Genomic DNA, 19,743 nt, shown 5'->3' on the forward strand with positions numbered 1-19,743 from the left:
CGACCGACGGCGACCGGCCGGGCGATTGACCGCGCGACTGGCCACGCGATCGGTCTCGGGGCCGACGCGCCGGCCCGTCCTGCGTCCGGGGCCTACGCGCTCTCCGTGATGGTGGGGGCGCCGACGCCCTCGGCGCGCTCGGTCAGGGCACGGGCGAACTGGGCGGCGTGGAGGCGCGCGTAGGCGCCGCCGCGCTCCAGCAGCTCGGCGTGGCCGCCCTGCTCGACGATGTCGCCGTGCTCCATGACCAGGATCGTGTCCGCGTCACGGATGGTGGACAGGCGATGGGCGATCACGAAGCTCGTGCGCCCGTACCGCAACGCCGCCATGGCCCGCTGCACCAGCAGCTCGGTGCGGGTGTCCACCGAGCTGGTGGCCTCGTCCAGGATGAGGACGGCGGGATCGGCGATGAAGGCCCGGGCGATGGTGAGCAGCTGGCGCTCGCCGGCCGAGACGTTGGCGGCGTCCTCCTCCAGGACCGTCTCGTACCCGTCGGGCAGGGCCCGCACGATGTGGTCGACGTAGCAGGCGCGCGCGGCGTCCTCGACGGCCTCGTCGGAGGCGCCGGGGCGCCCGTAGCGGATGTTCTCCCGGATCGTGCCCTGGAAGAGCCACGGGTCCTGCAGCACCATTCCGGTGCGCGCGCGCACATCGCGCCTGCGCATGGTGGAGGTATCGGCGCCGTCGAGGGTGATGCGGCCGTCGTCGATCTCGTAGAAGCGCATGAGGAGATTGACCAGGGTGGTCTTGCCCGCCCCCGTGGGTCCCACGATGGCGACGGTCTGACCGGGCTCGACGCGCAGCGACAGGTCGCGGATGAGCTCGGCATCGGGATCGTAGGAGAAGCGGACGTGCTCCATCTCGATGACGCCGGCGCCGCGCCCCGTCGCCGGCGCCGTGGAGACCTCCGAGCCCGCCGGGGCGGCCGGCGCCCCCGGGGCCTCGGCGGGGGCCGTGCCGTCCGTGCCGTCCGCGTCGCTCTCGTCGGACTCGTCGGGGCTCTCCTCCTCGGCGTCGAGCAGCTCGAAGACCCGCTCGGCGCTGGCGGTGCCGGACTGGACGGCGATGGTCATGCCACCGAGCTCGGCCAGGGGCTGGGAGAACTGCTGGGAGTACTGGATGAAGGCCTGCACGTCGCCCAGGCGCAGGCCGCCCCCGGCGACCATGAACCCGCCGACCACCGCGATCGCGACATACCCCAGGTTCCCGATGACCTGCAGGATCGGCATCATGATGCCGGACAGGAACTGCGCCCGCAGGCTCGCGCGGTAGAGCTCCTCGTTCTCGGCGTCGAACTTCTCGCGCGAGTCGGCGGTGCGGCCGTAGGTGCGCACCAGGGCGTGGCCGGAGAAGGACTCCTCGACGCGCACGTTCAGACGACCGGTCTTGGCCCACTGCGCGGTGAAGGCCTTCTGGGAGCGCGGCCCGATAACGCCGAACAGGACGCCCATGAGCGGCAGGACGATCAGCGCCGCCAGGGTCAGCCGCCACGAGATCGACAGCATCATGCCCAGCACCCCGAGCAGTGTCAGAACGGCCCTCAGCGCGCCGGACAGCGACTGCTGGAGCGTGTTGGTGACGTTGTCGATGTCATTGGTGACGCGGCTGAGCATCTCGCCGCGCTGAACGCGGTCGAAGTAGGACAGGGGCAGCCGGTGGATCTTGGCCTCGACCTCCGCACGCAGCCGGTACATCGCCTCGATGGACATGCGATTGAGGACGAATCCCTCGAGCCAGGACAGGAAGGCCGAACCCACGTAGATCAGCAGGGCGAGAAGCAGGACGCGTCCCAGAGCGGCGTAGTCGATGCCCACGCCGGGCACGAGGTCCATGGCGCGGAGCATGTCCGCCATGTCGCCGCGCCCGGAGGCGATCAGGCCCTCGATCGCCTGCTCCTTGGTCAGGCCCTCCGGCAGGAGGGAGCCGATGGCGCCCTCGAAGACGATGTTGGTGGCCCGCCCCAGAACCTTGGGGGCGACCACCGCCAGCACGACGGAGACGACGGAGGCCAGGCCGGCCACCGCGAGTGAGACCTTGAAGGGCGTCAGGAGCGCGAGCATCCGGGTGAAGGAGGGCCAGAAGGCGTTGGCCCTGCCCGGCGGCGGGCCGGCGCCCCAGTCGTCCGAGGAGGCCCGAGCGGTGGACGCCAGCGCGAGGTCCTCCTCGCTGAGGTCGTCGGCGGCGGGGCCGGTGCGGTCGGTGGTGCTCATGCGGCGACCTCGTTTCCGAACTGGGAGATGACGATCTCGCGATAGGTCTCGCTGTCGGCCAGCAGCGTCTCGTGCGCGCCGGAGGCCGTGAGCCGGCCCTCGTCCAGGACGAGGATGAGGTCGGCCTCGGTGATCGTCGAGACGCGCTGGGCGACGACGATCTTGGTGACCCCGACGGTCGCCGGCCACAGGGCCGCGCGCAGGTCGGCGTCGGTGGCCACGTCCAGGGCGGAGAAGGAATCGTCGAAGACGAGCACCGCCGGACGTCGCACGATGGCGCGAGCGATGGCCAGGCGCTGGCGCTGCCCGCCGGAGACGTTCGTGCCACCCTGGGCGATGGGCGCCTGGAGCCCGCCGTCCATCTCGGTCACGAAGTCGCGCGCCTGGGCGAGCTCCAGGGCCTCCCACAGCTCGTCGTCGGTGGCCTCCTCCCGTCCCAGACGCAGGTTCGAGGCGACGGTGCCCGCGAAGAGGAAGGGCTTCTGGGGCACCAGGCCCAGCTGGGACCACAGCGCCTCGGGCTCGGCACGGCGCACATCCGTGCCGCCGACCAGCACCTGGCCGTCGGAGACGTCCAGGAGCCGCGGGATGAGGTTGATCAGGGTTGTCTTGCCCGAGCCGGTCGAGCCGACGACGGCGACGGTCTGACCGGGGCGGGCGACGAAGGTGATCCCCTCCAGGACGGGCTCCTCCGCGCCGGGATAGGTGAAGGAGACGTCGCGCATCTCGACGGCTCCCGGCTCGGGGAAGTCGGGGGTGGCGTCGGCGTCCACGACCAGGGCGGGATCCGTGGCCAGGACCTCGCTGATGCGCTCGGCGCACACGGCGGCGCGCGGGATCATCATCATCATGAAGCTGGCCATGACGATGCCCATGAGGATCTGCATGAGGTAGGTCATGAAGGCCACGAGCGTGCCGACCTCCACGTCCCCCGTGCCGACCTGGTGCCCGCCGAACCAGATGACGCCGACCATGGTGACGTCCAGCACCAGCATGGCGGCCGGGAACAGGAAGACGAACAGCCGGCCGACCCTCTCCCCGACCCGTGAGATGTCCCGGTTGGCGGTCTCGAAGCGCTCGGTCTCGGCCTCCTCGCGCACGAAGGCGCGCACGACGCGGATCCCGGTCAGCTGCTCGCGCAGGACGCGGTTGATGGAGTCCAGGCGCTCCTGGAAGGCGCGGAACAGGGGCACCATGCGGCGCACGGTCAGTCCCACCACGACGATGAGCACCGGCACGGCCGCACCGATGAGCCACGACAGCGAGGGGGCGTGGGTGACCGCCATGACGACGCCGCCGACGGCCAGCAGCGGCGCGGTGACCAGCATGGTGCAGCTCATGAGCACGAGCATCTGGATCTGCTGGACGTCATTGGTGGCGCGGGTGATCAGGGAGCCGGCCCCGAAGGAGGAGACCTCCCGCTCCGAGAAGCCCCCGACCCGGCGGAAGACGAGGGCGCGCAGGTCGCGCCCCATGCCCAGCGCCGAGCGGGCGGCCAGCCAGGTCGCGGCGACGGTGCAGGCCCCCTGGAGCACGGACACGCCGAGCATGAGGCCGCCGGTGCGCCAGATGTAGCCGGTATCGCCCTGCGCGACGCCGATGTCGATGATGTCGGCGTTGAGATTGGGCAGGTAGAGCGAGGACATGACCTGCACGACTTGCAGGACGAGCACCCCCGCCAGCAGGGTCCGGTAGGGGCGCAGGCGAATGCGCAGGAGGCTGATGAGCATGGGACCTCCGGGGTCGGTGAGGCGACGGTGGTGCCGCGAGCGGACCGGTGCGACCGGGCTCCGGCGAGGGAGGAGGGACCGATCACGGCGGCGGTGCCGCAGGGACGCCCCGCACTCTAGCCCTTGACGCCGTGTGAGGGTACAAGCGCCCGCCGCCCGGACCGTTCCGCGCCCGAGGGCGCGCGGCCTCGGCGCCTCCTCCACGCCGGCGATACCGTCACGGCCCGAGGCCCGAGGCCCGAGGTCCGGGAACCGGTTCCCGGGCCTCGGGCCGTGAGATGAGACCGTGGCACCGAACGGCATCGCAGAAAGTCGCGCAGAGGCGTCCTCTCCTCCTCACCCCCGAGCGTCGGTGCGATCGAGCACCATGGAGGTGATGATGACGATGACGACGCTCAGGGCGGCGCACGCCCCGATTGTGGAGATGGCGCTGACCCAGGTGAGGTCCTGGACTGCGAAGGAGGTCGCCGCCCCCTCATCGACCGCCCCGATCTGCGTCGTCCTGGTCACCAGTGCTTGGGGCAGCAACCAGGCCACCGGGACGTGCACGAGCAGCATCGTGGTACCAGCTCCCGTCAGTACCAGACCGACCGCAACGGGCAGGGCGAAGGAACGAGTGAAGGCTGACAGGCCCGTCTGGAGGGCGCACGCCGGCGCACAGGCCACGGCGATAAGCGCTCCCGCGGCCAGGCACCGTACCGGCAGGACGCCCGGGAGGCCGAGGACGAGTGAACCGACGGCGGCTGAAGCCAGAACCAGAACGAGCTGCATGACAGCTGCAGGAAGCCAGGCAGCGATGGCCTTGGCCGCGACCGTTCTCCATGTGGGCACGGAGGAGCTCATGAGGGCATTCCAGTTGGAGCCCTGGTGATCGACGCGCCAGACGAGGGATGCGAGAACGGCGAGGGACACTGGGAGGAGGGCCATGCCGTAGAAGCCGACGGAGCGTATCCACAAGAGCTGCCAGTCGGTGGGCCGGACGATGACGCACGCGCTGAGGACAGATGCCACCGGCAGCACCAGAACCACGCCCCAGCTCGCTGAGCGTCGCAGCTTGAGGATCTCGATGATGACAGGTTCCATGTCAGATCTCCCGACGGTCGAAGCGCGCGGTGATGGCCAGGAAGACCGCGCCGCCGATACCAGCAAGAACAATCAGCTTCACCGGGTGACAATCGAGGTCGACGAGGGTCGGGCCGACGAAGTCAGCGGGGACGATGAGCCCGTAGGCGGTCCACGGGCTCAAGAACCGCGCCCACAGTGGCATGACCTGGGAGAAGGTGCTCAGAAGGATACCGGCGAGCCCCAGCGCCAGCGGCCCGAGCTGATTCTCCGTCCGGGCCGAGGCGAGTAGCTGCGCGCCCAGCACGGCGAGATTGATGATTGCGAGGCAGATGAGCTGACAGCACAGTCGCTCCGCGGGCGCCGGCGCCGTGATGCCGATGCCGCGTCCAATAATGAGCACGAGTGCACCCCAGGCCACCGGCATCGGTGAGATGAGGACCCCGAGGGCGAGGAGCTTCGCCCGGCAGAGTCGACCTGGAGTAGCGCCCGCCATCGAGGTCGACACCCATCCGTGTCCCGAGTGCTCAATCTCCACCTGGCGGCTCGCCATGACGGCGAGAAGGAGTGGTGCGGCGAGCGTGACAGCGCCGTGGAGACTGACCATGAGGAGCTTCCACCCATAGCCATCGGCATCGGCCCGGTGGTCGATCAGCCCCGAGTTCATCGCCGTCAGAACGGTGAGTGCGGCGACCCCGAGCAGGAGGAGAGCGGCTACGAGGCCAATGCGCAGGTGACGCATCTTGGCGTACTCGTTGCGCAGAGTGCGAACAGTCATGGAGGTGGTCACAGTCCACCTCCTCGAGTAAGAGCCATGAAGACGTCCTCCAGGCTCTGCTCCTCCTGGCGCACTCCGTGCACGCCGATGCCCTCACGAACCAGAAGGGCCACGACGTCGGCTGTGGTTTCACGGGTGAGATTCGGGACGCGCAGGAGCGTGTGCTCGCGAATGGGCGCGCGCCCCTGGGCGGTCAGAAGACGAGCGGCAGCATACGGGTCCGAGCAGTCGAGGAGCGTATCCGGTGCGGAAGCGCTCATGAGCTCCGCACGCGTGCCCTGGAAGAGGAGCCTGCCGTGCGACATGATACCCAGAACAGTCGCAATGCGATCGATCTCCCCCAGGCTGTGGGAGGAGACCATGACCGTGATTCCGCTGGACGCCAATGATGCCAGGAGTCGGCGGATCTCCTTGATTCCGGCAGGATCAAGCCCATTGGTCGGCTCGTCGAGAATGAGCAGCGAGGGCCAGCGAACAAGCGCCATGGCGATTCCCAGGCGTTGTTTCATGCCCAGGGAGTAGTCGCGAACCCGCTTGTTCATCTGCCCGCCCAGTCGAACGGCGCTCACAGCTCGCTCCACGTGCTGGTCGGGGATTCCCAGCAGACGCTGGATGATTCGCATGTTCTGGGCACCGGTGAGGTGCCCGTAACCCGGTGGGGATTCGATGAGGGAACCGATGCGGGCCAGGTGGCGCCGTCGGGTACGACGGGTCATGGGCTCGCCACCGATGAGGACCCTGCCCGCGGTGGGTTGCACGAGGGACAGCAGCATCTTCATGGTCGTGGACTTGCCCGAGCCGTTGGGCCCGAGGAAGCCGTAGACGGCGCCCTCGGGCACGCGCAGGTTGAGGTGATCGACGACGGTCCGCCGTCCGTAACGCTTGATGAGATCAGTGGTCTGCACGAGATCGCTCATGGGTCGAGCCTTCCCGCACGACCGCGGATCCGCCTCCACCCCGGGACTCAGACCCGTCTATGCGCTGTGCTTACGGCCCGGCACCACGCTCCTCCGAGGGGAGGACCAGCAGGGCCTCGGCGAAATCGGTGCGTCATACACCCCGGCACTGGCCAAGGCCCCGCACGAACCATCCCCCACCGACCGACCCGCTTAAAACCGACCTTGCCGACCCCCTGGGAGGACCAGCCCCGACTCGTAGGCGAGCACAACCGCCTGCGCCCGATCCCGCAGCCCCAGCTTGCCCAGGATCCGACTGACGTGGACGCGCACCGTCCCCTCAGCCACCGACAGGTCCCGGCCGATGCCTTCGTTGGACAGCCCGCGGGCGAGCAGGGCGAGGACCTCGCGCTCGCGCGCGGTCAGGTTCTCCAATGTCCGAGCCCCGTGCGCACCACCGTCGAAGGCCGGAGGCGGGGACATGAAGCGCTCCATGAGTCGCCGGGTGGTGGAGGGAGCCATCACCGCGTCCCCGGCATGCACGTGGCGAATCGCGGCCATGAGCTCGTCCAAGGAGGCATCCTTGAGAAGGAAGCCGCCAGCACCGGCCCGGATCGCCTCGTAGGCGTACTCATCGAGGTCGAAGGTGGTCAGAACAATCACCTTGGGCCCGTCGGTGCCGCTCTCCACGATTCGGCGAGTCGCCTCGATGCCGTTCATGCCCGGCATGCGCACATCCATGAGGACGACGTCGGCCTTCACCCGGGCGAGCAGGTCGAGGGCCGATCGCCCGTCGTCGGCCTCGCCGACGACCTCCACCTCCTCCCGGGTCTCCAGAAGCATGCGGAAGCCGAGCCGGTACATCTCCTGGTCATCGACGAGTGCGATTCGCAGGATCATGCATCCTCTTGAGCGCCCAGCGGCAGGACGGCGCGCAAACGGAAGCCTCCATCCGGCCGAGCTCCCGCCTCGAGGCTGCCTCCGTGGGAGGCGACGCGCTCCCGAATCCCCACCAGGCCGTACCCGGCAGGGCCGCCCGACGACGGAGCCGGCGAGCTTGCGCCGTCGTCGAGCACCTCGATGACCAGACTCTCCGGCGTCGTGTCCGCGCGGTGCACACGGGCCTCCACGCGAGTGACGGCGCCCGCGTGCCGGCGTACGTTGCTCAGCCCCTCCTGGACCAGGCGGTAGACGGTCGGGCCGAGCTCCTCCGGCAGGTCCAGGGAGTCGGAGACCTCGAGGCGGACCGGGATCCCGGTCTCGCCGGCCTCGGCGACCAGGTCCTCGAGATCCTGCAGGCCGGGCTGAGGGGCGAGTCGGGGCCGGTCCTCACCACGCAGGGCGGTCAGCATCCGGCGCATCTGCGCCAGCGCCTCCCGCCCGGTGTCACGAACGCGGAGCATGGCCTCGGCCGCCCGGCTGGGGTCCGAGGGCGCGGTCGCCGCTGCGCCGTCGGCGACGACGGTCATGATTCCCAGGCTGTGGGAGACGATGTCGTGGATCTCGCGGGCGATCCGGGAGCGCTCCTCCCGCTCCACCTGCTCGCGGCGCATCTCGGCCTCGCGCAGCCGATACTCGGTGTTGCGCGTCAGTGCGATCAGGTGGGCGCGGCGCATGCGCTGGAGTGCGCCGGCGGTCCAGGCCCACACCACCGTGACAGCGCACAGCGCGGGCAGGCTCAGCCGGCTGTACCCCGTCGTGACGACGGGGACGAATGCCACCAGGACCCAGACGACGACGAGCGCCGCAGCGGGCAGGGACCACGTCCATCGCTGGGTGCTCGCCAGATGGTGGACCTCGAGCACCAGCAGGATATCGATGGGAAGGACGCCGGCACCCGGATCCACGACGGGCTGAATCCAGGCGAAGCAGATCATCACCGTGAAAGCGACCCGAGCGGAGCGGCGCCGGAGCAGCCAGCAAAGCCCGAGGCCCGCGCAGAGACCCTCCGCCATCCACAGACCCGAGGCGGTTGTCACGACGGTGGGCATAACAATCTGGTTGTAGGCCAGGACGAGGGAGAGAACCACCAGATCGACGGCCGAGCGGTGCCGCGCCAACCAGCGCTGCGGCCACGGCTCGGCGACCGTCCGCGGGACCGGCGAGACCGGCACCGGCTGAGGCGAGCACTCCATGCCCGCAGGCTACGGCCAATGCGCCCGCCGCTGCACGTGCCGTCGCAACGCGCCCCCGCCCACCACACCTCGAAGCACGAAGAACCGAGCTCGGCGACCTGGAAGAATCAGTCTGAAGCAGGCGAGCAGGCGGTGTCCGACAAGCGCCCGACAGTCCACACGGATACCGCGAAGACGACCGGGACGAGGCAGCACACGAGCAGGGCGGGGCGCAGTCCCGTTCCGGCGTCGGGCGGCAGGAGAGCCGCGAGCCGTCCCGGTGCGCCGGCGGAGGCCGTGCCAGCGGCGTCCGCGATCGCTCCGGCGGCCGAGGGCCCGGCGGCGGCGCCGACGTCGCCGGCGAGCGCCAGCATGGCGAACATGGCACCGCCCCCCGCCGGGAAGCGGGCGGCCGCCAGGGAGGTCGCGCCGGGCCACATGAGGGCCACGCACAGTCCCGTGAGCGCGCAGGCGACCAGGCTGGCCGCGGGAGCGGGGGACGACGCCGTCACCACGTAGCAGGCGGCCGCGCCCGCACCGCTGGCGATGAGCGCGCCGCGCAGGGGGACGCGCTCGCCCAGCAGCCCGTAGGCCGTGCGCCCCAGCGCCATGAGCAGGGCGAACAGACCGGGGCCCAGCAGGTCCCCGACCGCCTTGGGCACCCCGGTGGCCTGCTGGGCGAAGAAGCTCGACCACTGGCTCATGGTGAGCTCGGAGGCGCCGCCCGCGGCCATGAGCAGCAGAACCAGGAGGAAGACCGGGGAGCCCACGAGGCCGATCAGAGACGTCCGCTCGTGATCGGGCACGGTGGCCGGCACGGGCACGCGCGTCATGAGCACCGCGTTGACGGCGGGAACGGCCGCCCACACCAGTGGCAGCGCCCACCAGGCGCCCATGCCGAGGACGGTCAGCAGAGCGGTGGAGGCCACGACCACGCTCAGCTGCCCCCAGCAGTAGAAGGAGTGGAGCAGGGCCATGCCCGACTCCTTGGACCGCCCGGGCTCGGCGGGCAGGTGCTCGACGACCGGGCTCGCGAGGACCTCGATGAGTCCGCCGCCGATGGCGTAGACGACGGCGGCCAGGCACAGTCCCGCGAATGGCGAGGCGAGCAGCTGCGGGAGCAGCGCCATGAGCACCAGGCCGAGTGCGGCCAGGGCATGCGCCAGCACCATCGGGGCGCGGTAGCCGACGCGGTCGACGACCTTGACCGCGGCCAGATCCGTGAGCAGCTGGACGAGGAAGTTGAGGCCGGCGAGCAGGCCGAGCCGAGCGACATCGATGCCGAGCCGGGCGTGGAAGACGACGAAGAGCAGCGGCGCCAGGTTGTTGACGATCGCCTGGACGACGAAGCTGGCGTAGGCGGCGCGACGCGTGGTGGTGAAGGTCATGCGGAGTCTTGATCGGGGACCGGGAGGCGCGGGAGGCGCAGCGCGGGGCCTCCGGGTCCCGCCGGCGAACGGGCGGGCTCAGGCTAGCAGTGTCATCCGCCCGGCGGTCGGCACCGGCGAGTCGGGCGTGCGGGCGTGCGGGCCCGGTGACGGCGCTCGCGGGCCGAGTCGGGGCTCCGCGGGCCGGAGCCCTCATGAAGTCGTCGGAGTCGTCATATCGTCTCCCCGATGACGTCGTCCCCCGCTCCTCCCCCGCCGCGCAGCCGTGCGAACCGGACGGCGCGCCTCCTGGTCGCCGTCGTGCTGGCGGGTGCGGCGGCAGGTCTCATCGGCATCGCCATGGCCCGGCTGCTCGAGGGCTTCGAGTGGCTCTTCTACGGGGTTCGCGAGGGGGCGTTGCCCGAGCGCGTCGAGGCCGCCCCGGTGTGGCGGCGCGTGCTCGCGCCCGCCGTCGGCGGGGCCCTGGCGGGGGCACTGTGGTGGTGGGAGCGCGCCACCGGCGGCGTCGTCGGAGTCGAGACGGCCGTGAGGGACGGCTCGGGGACCACCGCTCGGCGGATGGGGCTCGTGCGCCCCTTCGCCGACGGCGTGCTGCAGGTGCTCACCGTGGGCGCCGGCAACTCCGTGGGCCGCGAGGGGGCGCCGCGCCTCATGGCGGGCGCCGCAGCCGCCCGGCTCGCGCGGCGGCTGGGCCTGGAGCCGCCCGCCACGACCCTGCTCGTCGCCGCGGCGGCGGGCGCCGGACTGGCGGCCATGTACGACGTGCCCCTGGGCGGGACGGCCTTCGCGGTCGAGATCACCATGGCGGCGGGGACCCGGCGTCGCGGGATGCGACTGGCACTGCCGGTGAGTCTGATCGCGACGGCCGTCTCGTGGCTGCACTCCCACGGCCGCCCGACCTTCGACATCGCCGTCGGCGGGCCGACGACCGCCACGATCCTGACGGCCCTGGCGGCGGCTCCGGCGCTCATGGTGCTCGGCGCGGGGGCGCGCCGACTATGGGACTGGTTCAAGGCGCACCGGGTTCCGAATACCTGGGCGCTGCCGGCGGGCATCGGCGCGGCGGGCCTGCTCACGGGCGCGGCCTCGCTGTGGCTGCCCGTCCTGCCGGGGAACGGCAGGGACGCCCTGGAGGCGGCGCTGCTGTCCCCCGCGACGCCGACGGCGCTGGTGGCGCTGAGCGGCGTGGTGCTGCTCAAGCCGCTGCTCACCGGAGCGACGCTGGGGGCCGGGGCCACGGGCGGACTGCTGGCGCCGTCCTTCGCCCTGGGCGGCAGCGCGGGGGCCGTGATCGCGGGGCTGGCGCGCCTGGCGGGCTGGGAGGCGAGTGCGCCGGTACTCGCGCTGGTGGGGGCGGGAGCGGTGCTGGCCATCACCCAGCGCGCCCCCGTGTTCGGCACGCTCTTCGTGTGGGAGCTCGCGCGCCCCGAACCATGGGTGCTGGCGCTCATGGTCGTGGTCGGGACCGCCTGCTGGTGGTCGACCTCCTTCTTCTCCTTCGCCGAGATCGGTTCGGTTCCGCACCGAGATCGGTCGTGATCCGCGTCGAGATCGGTCCGGCCCCCGCGCCGGACGACGAGCGCCCGAGCGGCCCCGGCCGCCCGAGCCCGTCACACGGTACGGCGCAGGATGACCGAGTCCCAGCCGCCCAGGCGCGCGGGCGCACCCGTGCCGGAGGTGGTGGCCTCCTCGGCCGGCAGCGAGGCGAGGAGCACCCGCTCGGCGCCGCTCCACTCCCCCAGGTCCAGCCCCTCGGCCGACAGCCGCCGTCGCAGCGCGGAGCCCTCCCCCGTCTCCAGCCCCTCGCGCGCGCAGGAGGCCAGCAGCAGGAGCTGCTCGCGCTGGCCGTCATCGCCCACGAACTCGCGCAGGATCGTCCAGGACCCGGCGTCATCGGCGTCGAGCAGGCGGAAGGTGCCCAGCGCCGCGGCGTCGTCGTCGTGCCGCAGGGCGATGAGCGCCCGGTAGTGCTCGAAGACGCTTCCCGACACCCCCACCTGGCTCGCGGCGTTGACCTCGGTGTGGTTCGGGGTCACGTCGATCCACGGCGTCCCCTCGGTGAAGCCCGCCTGCGCACCGGCGTCCCACTGGACGGGAGTGCGGGCGTTGTCGCGCGAGTTGACCAGCAGACTCGCCAGGACCGCCTCCGGGTCGTCGCCCGCGCTCACCCGCTCGTGGTAGTGGTTGATGGACTCCAGGTCCCGATAGGAGTCGATGCCGGTGAGGACCGTGTTGGTCTGGCCGATCTCCTCGCCCTGGTAGACGTAGGGCGTGCCGCGGTGCATGTGGAGGATCGAGGCGAGGGTCTTGGCGCTGAGCTCCCGCCAGGCGGGGTCGTCGTCGCCGAAGCGGGAGACGGCGCGGGGCTGGTCGTGGTTGTCCCAGTAGGTGGAGTTCCATCCCCTCTCACGGGTGATGCGCCCCGACTCGTCCGTCTCGGGGGCCAGCGCCGCCTGCCAGTCGGCGAGGTTCCTCTTCAGGACGACGCGATCCACGGGCCGGGGGTCGAACTTGCCTCCCGGGCCGTTCGCCAGGTCCACGTGCTCGAACTGGAAGACCATGTCGACCTCGGCCCGCGACGGGTCGGTGTAGAGCGGCGCCTCGGCCAGGGTGGCCCCCGGCATCTCCCCGACGGTGATGACGTGACCGCCTCGTGGTGCGAGGACCGCCTCGTTCATCTCGTGGAGGAACTCGTGAATGCGAGGCCCGTTGACCACCAGGGAGGCGCCGTCGCCGAACAGGTCGCCGTCGTGCTCGACACCGTCGGCCAGCGGGTAGGTCTTGGAGATGAAGTTGATGACGTCCATGCGGAAGCCGTCGACGCCCCGGTCCAGCCACCGGCGCATCATCTCGTGGACGGCGCGGCGGACGTCCTCGTTCTCCCAGTTCAGGTCGGGCTGCTTGGTGGAGAACAGGTGGAGGTAGAACTCGCCGCTGCCGGAGTCCCAGGCCCAGGCGGATCCGGAGAAGAAGGACCCCCAGTTCGTGGGCTCGGTGCCGGGCTGGCCGGGCTCCAGGCCGGGGACGTCGCGGGCGGGCCGCCAGATGTACCAGTCGCGCTCGGGGGCGTCCTTCGAGGCGCGCGAGGCGCGGAACCAGTCATGCTCATCGCTGGTGTGGTTGACCACCAGGTCCATCATCAGACGCATGCCGCGCGCGTGGAGGCCCGCGATGAGCTCGTCGAGGTCGTCGAGGGTCCCGAAGAGCGGGTCGATGTCCTCGTAGTCGGAGATGTCGTAGCCGTTGTCGTCCTGAGGCGACCGGTAGACGGGGCTCAGCCACACGACGTCGACGCCGAGCGCGTCGAGGTGGTCGAGACGGCGGGTGATGCCGGGGATGTCGCCGACGCCGTCGGCGTCGGTGTCCTGGAAGGAGCGGGGGTAGACCTGGTAGACGACGGCGCGGCGCCACCAGTCGGCGTCGTCGCCGACGTGGCGGGGCTGGGGAACGAGGGAGGAGTGGCTCATAGGTGCAGACCCTACGGGTTCGGACAGCGCGAGGGCGACGGCGACTCGGCGCTGACGGGCGCGCTGCCGCCTCAGGACCGATGCCAGTACGGAAGCGGACCGATCTCGACGCGGAACTCGACCGATCTCGGCACGGAACTCGACCGATCTCGACGTGACGCGCCGATGGTCCGGAGCCGATGCCCCGTCGGGCAGAATGCCGCCATGGCGGACGCACGATCAGACCCTCGCGGTTCCCGCGAGCCCGGTCCGTGGGCGGGGCTCAGCGACACCCAGCGGGCGATCGTCCTGGCCCTGCTGCGCCACGGCCGCCTGTCCCGTCCCGAGATCATGAGGATCGTGGGCATCTCGCCCGGCTCGATCACGCGTCTGACCGCTCCACTCGTGGACTGCGGACTCCTCATCGCCCGCACTGAGCGTCCGACCGGGATGGGGCGTCCCCAGTCCCCTCTGGAGGTGCGCGCCGAGGCGGAGACCATGATCGGGGTGAACCTGTCCGGTGAGGCCCTGACCGCGGTGCTCACCGATCTGCACCTGAACGTCCTGGCCACGACGCGCCGCGCCCTGCCCGGCCACGCCCCCGCCGACGCCGTCACGGCACTGGCCGACGCCGCGACCGAGCTGTCCCGCTCCGGGCCGGACGCCCCCGCCCCGTCCTGCGCCGGGGTGAGCCTGGGCGGCGCCACCACCGCGGGGCGCACGGTCGCCGACGCCGCGTTCCTGGGATGGAACCAGGTGCCCCTGGCCGAGCTCGTCGAGGAGCGGCTGCATGCGCCGACAACCGTCGGCAACGACCTGGTGGCGCTCACCCTGCAGGAGGCCTGGTTCGGCGCGGGACGCGAGCACGATCGCCTGGCCCTGCTCACGGTCGGCGCCGGCGTCGGCCTCGGGCTGGTCGTGGACGGCGAGGTCGTCACGACGCCGGACGCCGAGCTCGGCCTCATAGGCGGGGTCCCGGTCCCCGACGGCGGCCGGCCGGCGACCTCTCTCCCGGCGATGGACTGCCTGACCAGTCCGGCCATCGAGCGCGCGTGGGCGGAGCGGGCGCAACGGGGACTGCGGGCGCGGCAGGGGCGGCGGAGTCGTTCCCCGCTGCCCGCCGCCCAGATCGTGGACCTGGCGAGGCGGGGCGAGGCGAGCGCGGTGACGATCTGCTCGTCCTACGCGCGGCGCATCGGCCGCCTCATCGCCATGGCGGCCGCTTTCACGCTGCCCGACGTCGTCGTGGTGGCGGGCGAGCGGGCCGAGGCGGCGGCCCTGTTCGAGGACCAGGTGATGATCGGCGTGGCGTCGGTCAGACGTCCCGACGCGGCCCCCATCAACATCGTCGTGCGCGAGCACGACCGCGTCGGCTGGGCCCGGGGAGCGGCGGCGCTGGCGCTGAGGGCACGGGTCCAGGGCCGCCTGTAGCACCCCGGAGCGTCCGAGGCATCCGCTCCGGCGACGTCCTGTGGCATCCGGGGCATCCGGGGCATCCGGGGCATCCGGGGCATCCGGGGCATCCGGGACACCCAGGACACCCGGCCGCCCGGTCCGCCCGCGCCGCGCATCGCCCGGTACGGTATGTGCGTCTCCTCTCATCGGCAACGCTCGCACGACCGCCCGCGGACACCTCGTCGCGGGCGTCGCGACACCAGCAGCGAAGGGTTGAAATCAGTGTCCTCCCCCCTGTCCGACGCCCCTGCGGAGCCCCGCCCGGCTCCCGCCCGGCCGGAGGCCGTCGTCCGCGTGGGCGACGACGTCCGCTTCACCGTCCTGACCGATCGGCTCATCCGCATGGAGCGCTCCGCATCCGGCGCGTTCACCGACGCCGCCACCCAGCTGGTCGTCTCCCGCGACCTGGGGGAGGCGCCCGCCTTCGACGTGCGCCGCGGCGAGGACCGCGTCGAGATCCTCACCGAGCACCTCCACCTGACCTACCAGCCCTCACGGGGCTTCTCACGCTCGGGGCTGAGCGTGACCATGCGCACCGCGGTCGTCAACCTGCACGGCGGGACCTGGCGGTTCGGGGACGAGTGGGACCCCGACGAGATGTTCCCGACCAACCTGGGCGGCACCTGCCGCACACTCGACGACATCGACGGCCGGGCGCGTCTGGGCCCCGGCGTCCTCTCCCTGACGGGCCTGGCGGTCATCGACGACTCCGCGTCCCTGCTCCTCCAGGAGGACCAGTGGGTCCGGCCGCGCCCGGGCGCGAGCCCCATCGACGGCTCGACCGGCGACCACGACCTGTACCTCTTCGGCTACGGACAGGACTACGGGCGGGCCCTGCGCGACCTCTTCGCCCTGACCGGACCCACCCCGCTGATCCCGCGAGCCCTCCTGGGCAACTGGTGGAGCCGCTACCACCGCTACACCGAGGAGTCCTACCTCGCCCTCATGGACCGCTTCGCGGCCGAGGGCCTCCCCTTCTCCGTGGCCGTGCTCGACATGGACTGGCACCTGGTGGACATCGACCCGGCGATCGGCAACGGGTGGACCGGCTACACCTGGGACCCCGAGCTCTTCCCCGATCCCGGGCGCTTCCTGGACGCCCTGCACGACCGCGGCATGCAGGTCACCCTCAATCTTCACCCCGCCGCCGGCATCCGGCGCCATGAGAGGGCCTACGAACCGATGATGCGCCGGCTCGGCGGGGACCCGGCCTCGGGCGAGGCCATCGCCTTCAACATCGGTGACAAGGACTTCACCGCCGCCTACCTCGAGGAGGTCCACCACCCTCTGGAGGACGAGGGCGTCGACTTCTGGTGGCTCGACTGGCAGCAGGGCGGCGACACCGACATCCCGGGCCTGGACCCGCTGTGGATGCTCAACCACATCCACTACCTGGACTCCGGGCGCCTGCGCACCCGTTCCGGGGCGGACGGTCGGCCGGAGCACTACCGCCGTCGTCCCGTCACCTTCTCCCGCTTCGCCGACGCCTCCAGCCACCGCACGCCCGTCGGCTTCTCCGGGGACACCATCACCACCTGGGACTCGCTGCGCTTCCAGCCCGAGTTCACGGCCACCGCCGCGAACATCGGCTACTACTGGTGGTCCAACGACATCGGCGGGCACATGTTCGGCCATCACGACGACGAGATGGCGGCCCGCTGGGTCCAGCTGGGCTGCTTCTCCCCCATCAACCGCCTCCACTCGACGGACTCGGTGTTCAACTCCAAGGAGCCGTGGCGCTACAGCCGCGACGCCCGCGCCACCATGAGCGCCCACCTGCGGCTGCGCCACCGCCTCGTGCCCTACCTGTACACCTGGGCGCGCCGCGCCCATGCCGAGGGCACCGCGCCCGTGCGCCCCGTCTACCACGATGCGCCCCGGACGCCGGGCGCCTACTCCAACCGCACCGAGTTCCTCTTCGGGGACCTGCTCGTCGTGCCCGTCGTCCACAGGGCCGACCCGGTCAGCGCCCTGGCCCAGGAGCGGGCGTGGCTGCCCCGGGGCACCTGGTTCGACCTGCCCACCGGACGACGCTACGAGGCGCCGACCGACGACGGGCGCTCGCTCGTCCTGTCCCGTCCCCTGGATCGCGTCCCGGTGCTCGCCCGGGCCGGGAGCCTCATCGTCACCGCCGGGGACATCGGCGAGGCGGCCGGGGACAACCCCCGCAGCCTGTCGGTCCTGGTGGTGCCGGGTGCCGACGGCGAGTTCGTCCTGGAGGAGGACGACGGCTCCCCCGAGCCGGGAGCGGACGCCGTCGTGCGCACCCGCTTCTCGCTGTCCTGGGACGAGCGGGCCGCCACGGCCCGTCTGACGATCGTGCAGGAGGGGCCCGACGGCATCGTCCCCGCCGAGCGCGAGGTCACGATCCGCCTCCTGTCCGCGAGCGGCGCTCGGCTGCGCGCGAGCTCGAGCGGGGCCGGCGGGGCGCAGCGGGAACCGGTCGTCGCGCGCCGGGAGGCGGACGGCTTCACGCTGGGCGCTGGCACCGACATCGTCCTGGGGGCCGTTCGCCCCGCCGACGGCGTCGAGCTCCTCCTGGCCGGAGTGCGCACCGAGCCGCCGTCCACGGCCGACGAGATCCTCTCCATCCTCGAACCCGTCCGGATCGCCTATGAGACCAAGGACGCGGCCTGGCGGGTCGTCGCCTCGGGGGCGAGGGGCGGAGCCCTCCTGGGCGGCCTGCGGGCGGCCGGTCTCCCCGACGACGTCCTGGCTGCCGTCACCGAGGTCGCCGGGGCCTCCGGGGCCGGCGCCGACGGACAGGAGGCTCCGTGAGCTCCGGCCCGTCTCCCGCCCCGAGCCCCGGGCTTCCCCTGGCCGGTCGCACCGTCGTCGTCACCGGGGTGAGCCGACGCGCGGGCATCGGGCACGCCGTCGCCTGCCGGGCCGCCGATCTCGGCGCATCACTGCTGTGCCACCACTTCTCCCCCCACGACGCCGAGCAGCCCTGGGGCGCCGACTCCGTCGGGGCGACGCTCGACTCCGTACGAGGTCACCTGGTGGCCGGGGCGCAGCTCATCGACATCGAGGCCGACGTCCGCGACCCCGGGGCGCCGCAGGCCGTCATCGAGTACGCGGTCCGATCCCTCGGCACCGTCGATGCCCTCGTGTGCAACCAGGCGTCATCCGGTCGCGATGGCGCCCTGGAGCGGATCACCGCGGCCGACCTCGACCACCACTGGGCCGTGGACGCGCGGGCCTCGCTGCTGCTCGTGCAGGCCTACGCCGAGCACGCCGCCGACCGCCACGAGGCGGAGCCCGGCGGCGGGAGCCGTGAGAGCGGCGGAGGCGCTGGAAGCGCAGTCCTGCGGGGATCGGTCGTGCTCATGACCTCCGGCCAGGGCCTGGGGCCCATGCCCGAGGAGATCGCCTACTGCACCGCCAAGGCGGCCCTGGCCGGGATCACGCCCTCGCTCGCCGCGGGCCTGGCCGAGCGGGGGATCCGCCTCAACACCGTCAACCCCGGCCCGGTGGACACCGGCTACATGGACGCCGCGACACTGCGCGCGGTCGACGCCATGTTCCCCTCGGGTCGCACGGCCCGGCCACAGGATCCGGCCCGCCTCATCTGCTGGCTGCTCACCGATGACGCCTCCTGGGTGACCGGCCAGGTCATCAGCGCCGAGGGCGGTTTCCGTCGCTGATGGCGGCGGCCGGCCCGGGCGCGGCGACCGAGCCGCGGTCGATCAGCGCCGCGCCCATGGTGAGGCGCTCGGGGGCCGCCCGCGGCTCGGCCAGTCGCCGCAGGAGCAGCTCGCCGGCCCGGCGTCCCACGGCGGCCCGATCGACGCAGACCTCGGTCACCAGGGCTCCCCCGGGGTCCCGGGGCACGGCCAGCCCGAGTGCGACGACCGACAGGTCCCCGGGCACATCCACGCCGTACGACCAGGCCGCGGCCAGGAGGCCCTCCAGGGCCACGGGGTTGCTCGACACCACGGCCGTGCAGCCGTCGCCGAGACGTCCGTCCCTCAGCATGGCGGCCCCGGCGATGGCGTTGTCCTCCACCGGACGGCGCAGCACCTCGACACCGCGGGCGCGCGCGACCCCGCTCATGGCCCGGGACTGGGCGCGGTAGACGTTGGCGAGGTCGCGAGTGGTGCGACGGGCCAGGTACAGCACGCGTCGATGCCCCAGCGCCGTCAGGTGGGAGACGGCCAGGTCCACCATCTGCTCGAAGTCCGCGTCCACCCCGTCGCCCCCGGCAGCGCCCGAGGCGCCGATGAGCACCACCGGGACCTCATCGCGCAGGAACCGCTCCCGCTCGTCGCCGGGCGTGACGTCCATGAGCACGGCCGCGTCCAGCGCCCGGGAGTGCACCAGCGCACGCAGGTCCTCGCGAGTATCGCGCGCCCGCACCAGGGGGGTGAAGACCCGGATCCCCTCGGTCTCCAGACGCGCCCTGAGGCCTCCGACGTAGCCCGAGTCATCGACGTCGATGGCTCTGGGCTGCATGCGGAACAGCACGCCCACGCTGCGCACGGAACGGGCCGCGAGCACCGAGGCATGACTGTTGGGGTGGTAGCCCAGCTGCTGGACGGCGCGAAGCACCCGTTCCCGGGTGCGCTCGCTGGTCGTGCGCTTCCCGGTGAGCACGTAGGTGACGGTCGACGGGGAGACGCCGGCCAGTCGAGCGACGTCAGCTCGCGTGGCCGGCATGCCGG

Annotated in this window: 14 protein-coding genes; 4 read left to right on the forward strand and 10 right to left on the reverse strand. The window is 72.0% G+C overall.

The window, feature by feature from the left end:
- Positions 1-92: 92 nt before the first annotated feature.
- From G448_RS0109840 to G448_RS19025, 8 genes are all read right to left on the reverse strand, one after another.
- On the reverse strand, positions 93-2,210 hold the full coding sequence (locus G448_RS0109840) for an ABC transporter ATP-binding protein (RefSeq protein ID WP_026407833.1): 2,118 nt from the start codon (positions 2,208-2,210) through the stop codon (positions 93-95).
- On the reverse strand, positions 2,207-3,940 hold the full coding sequence (locus G448_RS0109845; RefSeq protein ID WP_026407834.1) for an ABC transporter ATP-binding protein: 1,734 nt from the start codon (positions 3,938-3,940) through the stop codon (positions 2,207-2,209). Before G448_RS0109845 ends, G448_RS0109840 begins: the two co-directional genes overlap by 4 nt.
- Positions 3,941-4,276: 336 nt before the next feature.
- The gene (locus tag G448_RS0109850) at positions 4,277-5,023 is read right to left on the reverse strand and encodes an ABC transporter permease (protein WP_026407835.1); all 747 of its coding nucleotides are present in this window, start codon (positions 5,021-5,023) and stop codon (positions 4,277-4,279) included.
- Position 5,024: 1 nt separating this feature from the next.
- The gene (locus G448_RS0109855) at positions 5,025-5,792 is read right to left on the reverse strand and encodes an ABC transporter permease (RefSeq protein WP_026407836.1); all 768 of its coding nucleotides are present in this window, start codon (positions 5,790-5,792) and stop codon (positions 5,025-5,027) included.
- Positions 5,789-6,697: an ATP-binding cassette domain-containing protein gene (locus tag G448_RS0109860; RefSeq protein ID WP_026407837.1), complete on the reverse strand. Its 909-nt coding sequence runs from the start codon at positions 6,695-6,697 to the stop codon at positions 5,789-5,791. The genes G448_RS0109855 and G448_RS0109860 overlap by 4 nt, the downstream gene beginning before the upstream one ends.
- A gap of 192 nt (positions 6,698-6,889) precedes the next feature.
- On the reverse strand, positions 6,890-7,576 hold the full coding sequence (locus G448_RS0109865; protein ID WP_026407838.1) for a response regulator: 687 nt from the start codon (positions 7,574-7,576) through the stop codon (positions 6,890-6,892).
- The gene (locus G448_RS0109870) at positions 7,573-8,811 is read right to left on the reverse strand and encodes a sensor histidine kinase (RefSeq protein WP_026407839.1); all 1,239 of its coding nucleotides are present in this window, start codon (positions 8,809-8,811) and stop codon (positions 7,573-7,575) included. The genes G448_RS0109865 and G448_RS0109870 overlap by 4 nt, the downstream gene beginning before the upstream one ends.
- Before the next feature lie 107 nt (positions 8,812-8,918).
- Positions 8,919-10,178 carry an MFS transporter gene (locus G448_RS19025; protein ID WP_051268893.1) on the reverse strand — a complete coding sequence of 420 codons (1,260 nt, stop codon included), beginning with the start codon at positions 10,176-10,178 and terminating at the stop codon, positions 8,919-8,921.
- A 228-nt stretch (positions 10,179-10,406) separates the two neighbouring features.
- On the opposite strand from G448_RS19025, the gene G448_RS16130 reads away from it, so the two are divergent.
- Positions 10,407-11,717: a chloride channel protein gene (locus G448_RS16130; protein WP_051268894.1), complete on the forward strand. Its 1,311-nt coding sequence runs from the start codon at positions 10,407-10,409 to the stop codon at positions 11,715-11,717.
- Between the two features lie 71 nt (positions 11,718-11,788).
- Here G448_RS16130 and G448_RS0109885 read toward each other — a convergent pair whose 3' ends face one another.
- Positions 11,789-13,645 carry an alpha-glucosidase gene (locus tag G448_RS0109885; protein WP_026407840.1) on the reverse strand — a complete coding sequence of 619 codons (1,857 nt, stop codon included), beginning with the start codon at positions 13,643-13,645 and terminating at the stop codon, positions 11,789-11,791.
- 204 nt (positions 13,646-13,849) lie between these two features.
- Here G448_RS0109885 and G448_RS0109890 point away from each other — a divergent pair, with 204 nt between their 5' ends.
- The 3 genes from G448_RS0109890 to G448_RS0109900 all read left to right on the forward strand — a co-directional run bounded on the left by G448_RS0109890 (position 13,850) and on the right by G448_RS0109900 (position 18,726).
- The gene (locus G448_RS0109890; RefSeq protein ID WP_084436694.1) at positions 13,850-15,055 is read left to right on the forward strand and encodes an ROK family transcriptional regulator; all 1,206 of its coding nucleotides are present in this window, start codon (positions 13,850-13,852) and stop codon (positions 15,053-15,055) included.
- 246 nt (positions 15,056-15,301) lie between these two features.
- Positions 15,302-17,857, forward strand: coding sequence for a glycoside hydrolase family 31 protein (locus G448_RS16135; protein ID WP_034495028.1), 2,556 nt, complete (start codon positions 15,302-15,304; stop codon positions 17,855-17,857).
- A complete protein-coding gene (locus G448_RS0109900) occupies positions 17,854-18,726 on the forward strand; it encodes an SDR family oxidoreductase (protein WP_026407842.1) in 873 nt (290 codons plus the stop codon). Before G448_RS16135 ends, G448_RS0109900 begins: the two co-directional genes overlap by 4 nt.
- On the opposite strand, the gene G448_RS0109905 is transcribed toward G448_RS0109900, so the two are convergent.
- Positions 18,698-19,738 carry a LacI family DNA-binding transcriptional regulator gene (locus G448_RS0109905; protein WP_026407843.1) on the reverse strand — a complete coding sequence of 347 codons (1,041 nt, stop codon included), beginning with the start codon at positions 19,736-19,738 and terminating at the stop codon, positions 18,698-18,700. The two genes, G448_RS0109900 and G448_RS0109905, sit on opposite strands and share 29 nt — an antisense overlap.
- Between the last annotated feature and the right edge of the window lie 5 nt (positions 19,739-19,743).

It is taken from the genome of Actinomyces gerencseriae DSM 6844 (genome assembly GCF_000429265.1).
Lineage (GTDB): Bacteria > Actinomycetota > Actinomycetes > Actinomycetales > Actinomycetaceae > Actinomyces > Actinomyces gerencseriae.

What these genes read in the sequence shown, in the direction of transcription:
- G448_RS0109840 (WP_026407833.1), bottom strand. Translation starts at nt 2,210, where the DNA reads ATGAGCACCACCGACCGCACCGGCCCCGCCGCCGACGACCTCAGCGAG.
- G448_RS0109845 (WP_026407834.1), bottom strand. Translation starts at nt 3,940, where the DNA reads ATGCTCATCAGCCTCCTGCGCATTCGCCTGCGCCCCTACCGGACCCTG.
- G448_RS0109850 (WP_026407835.1), bottom strand. Translation starts at nt 5,023, where the DNA reads ATGGAACCTGTCATCATCGAGATCCTCAAGCTGCGACGCTCAGCGAGC.
- G448_RS0109860 (WP_026407837.1), bottom strand. Translation starts at nt 6,697, where the DNA reads ATGAGCGATCTCGTGCAGACCACTGATCTCATCAAGCGTTACGGACGG.
- G448_RS0109865 (WP_026407838.1), bottom strand. Translation starts at nt 7,576, where the DNA reads ATGATCCTGCGAATCGCACTCGTCGATGACCAGGAGATGTACCGGCTC.
- G448_RS0109870 (WP_026407839.1), bottom strand. Translation starts at nt 8,811, where the DNA reads ATGGAGTGCTCGCCTCAGCCGGTGCCGGTCTCGCCGGTCCCGCGGACG.
- G448_RS19025 (WP_051268893.1), bottom strand. Translation starts at nt 10,178, where the DNA reads ATGACCTTCACCACCACGCGTCGCGCCGCCTACGCCAGCTTCGTCGTC.
- G448_RS16130 (WP_051268894.1), top strand. Translation starts at nt 10,407, where the DNA reads ATGACGTCGTCCCCCGCTCCTCCCCCGCCGCGCAGCCGTGCGAACCGG.
- G448_RS0109885 (WP_026407840.1), bottom strand. Translation starts at nt 13,645, where the DNA reads ATGAGCCACTCCTCCCTCGTTCCCCAGCCCCGCCACGTCGGCGACGAC.
- G448_RS0109890 (WP_084436694.1), top strand. Translation starts at nt 13,850, where the DNA reads ATGGCGGACGCACGATCAGACCCTCGCGGTTCCCGCGAGCCCGGTCCG.
- G448_RS0109905 (WP_026407843.1), bottom strand. Translation starts at nt 19,738, where the DNA reads ATGCCGGCCACGCGAGCTGACGTCGCTCGACTGGCCGGCGTCTCCCCG.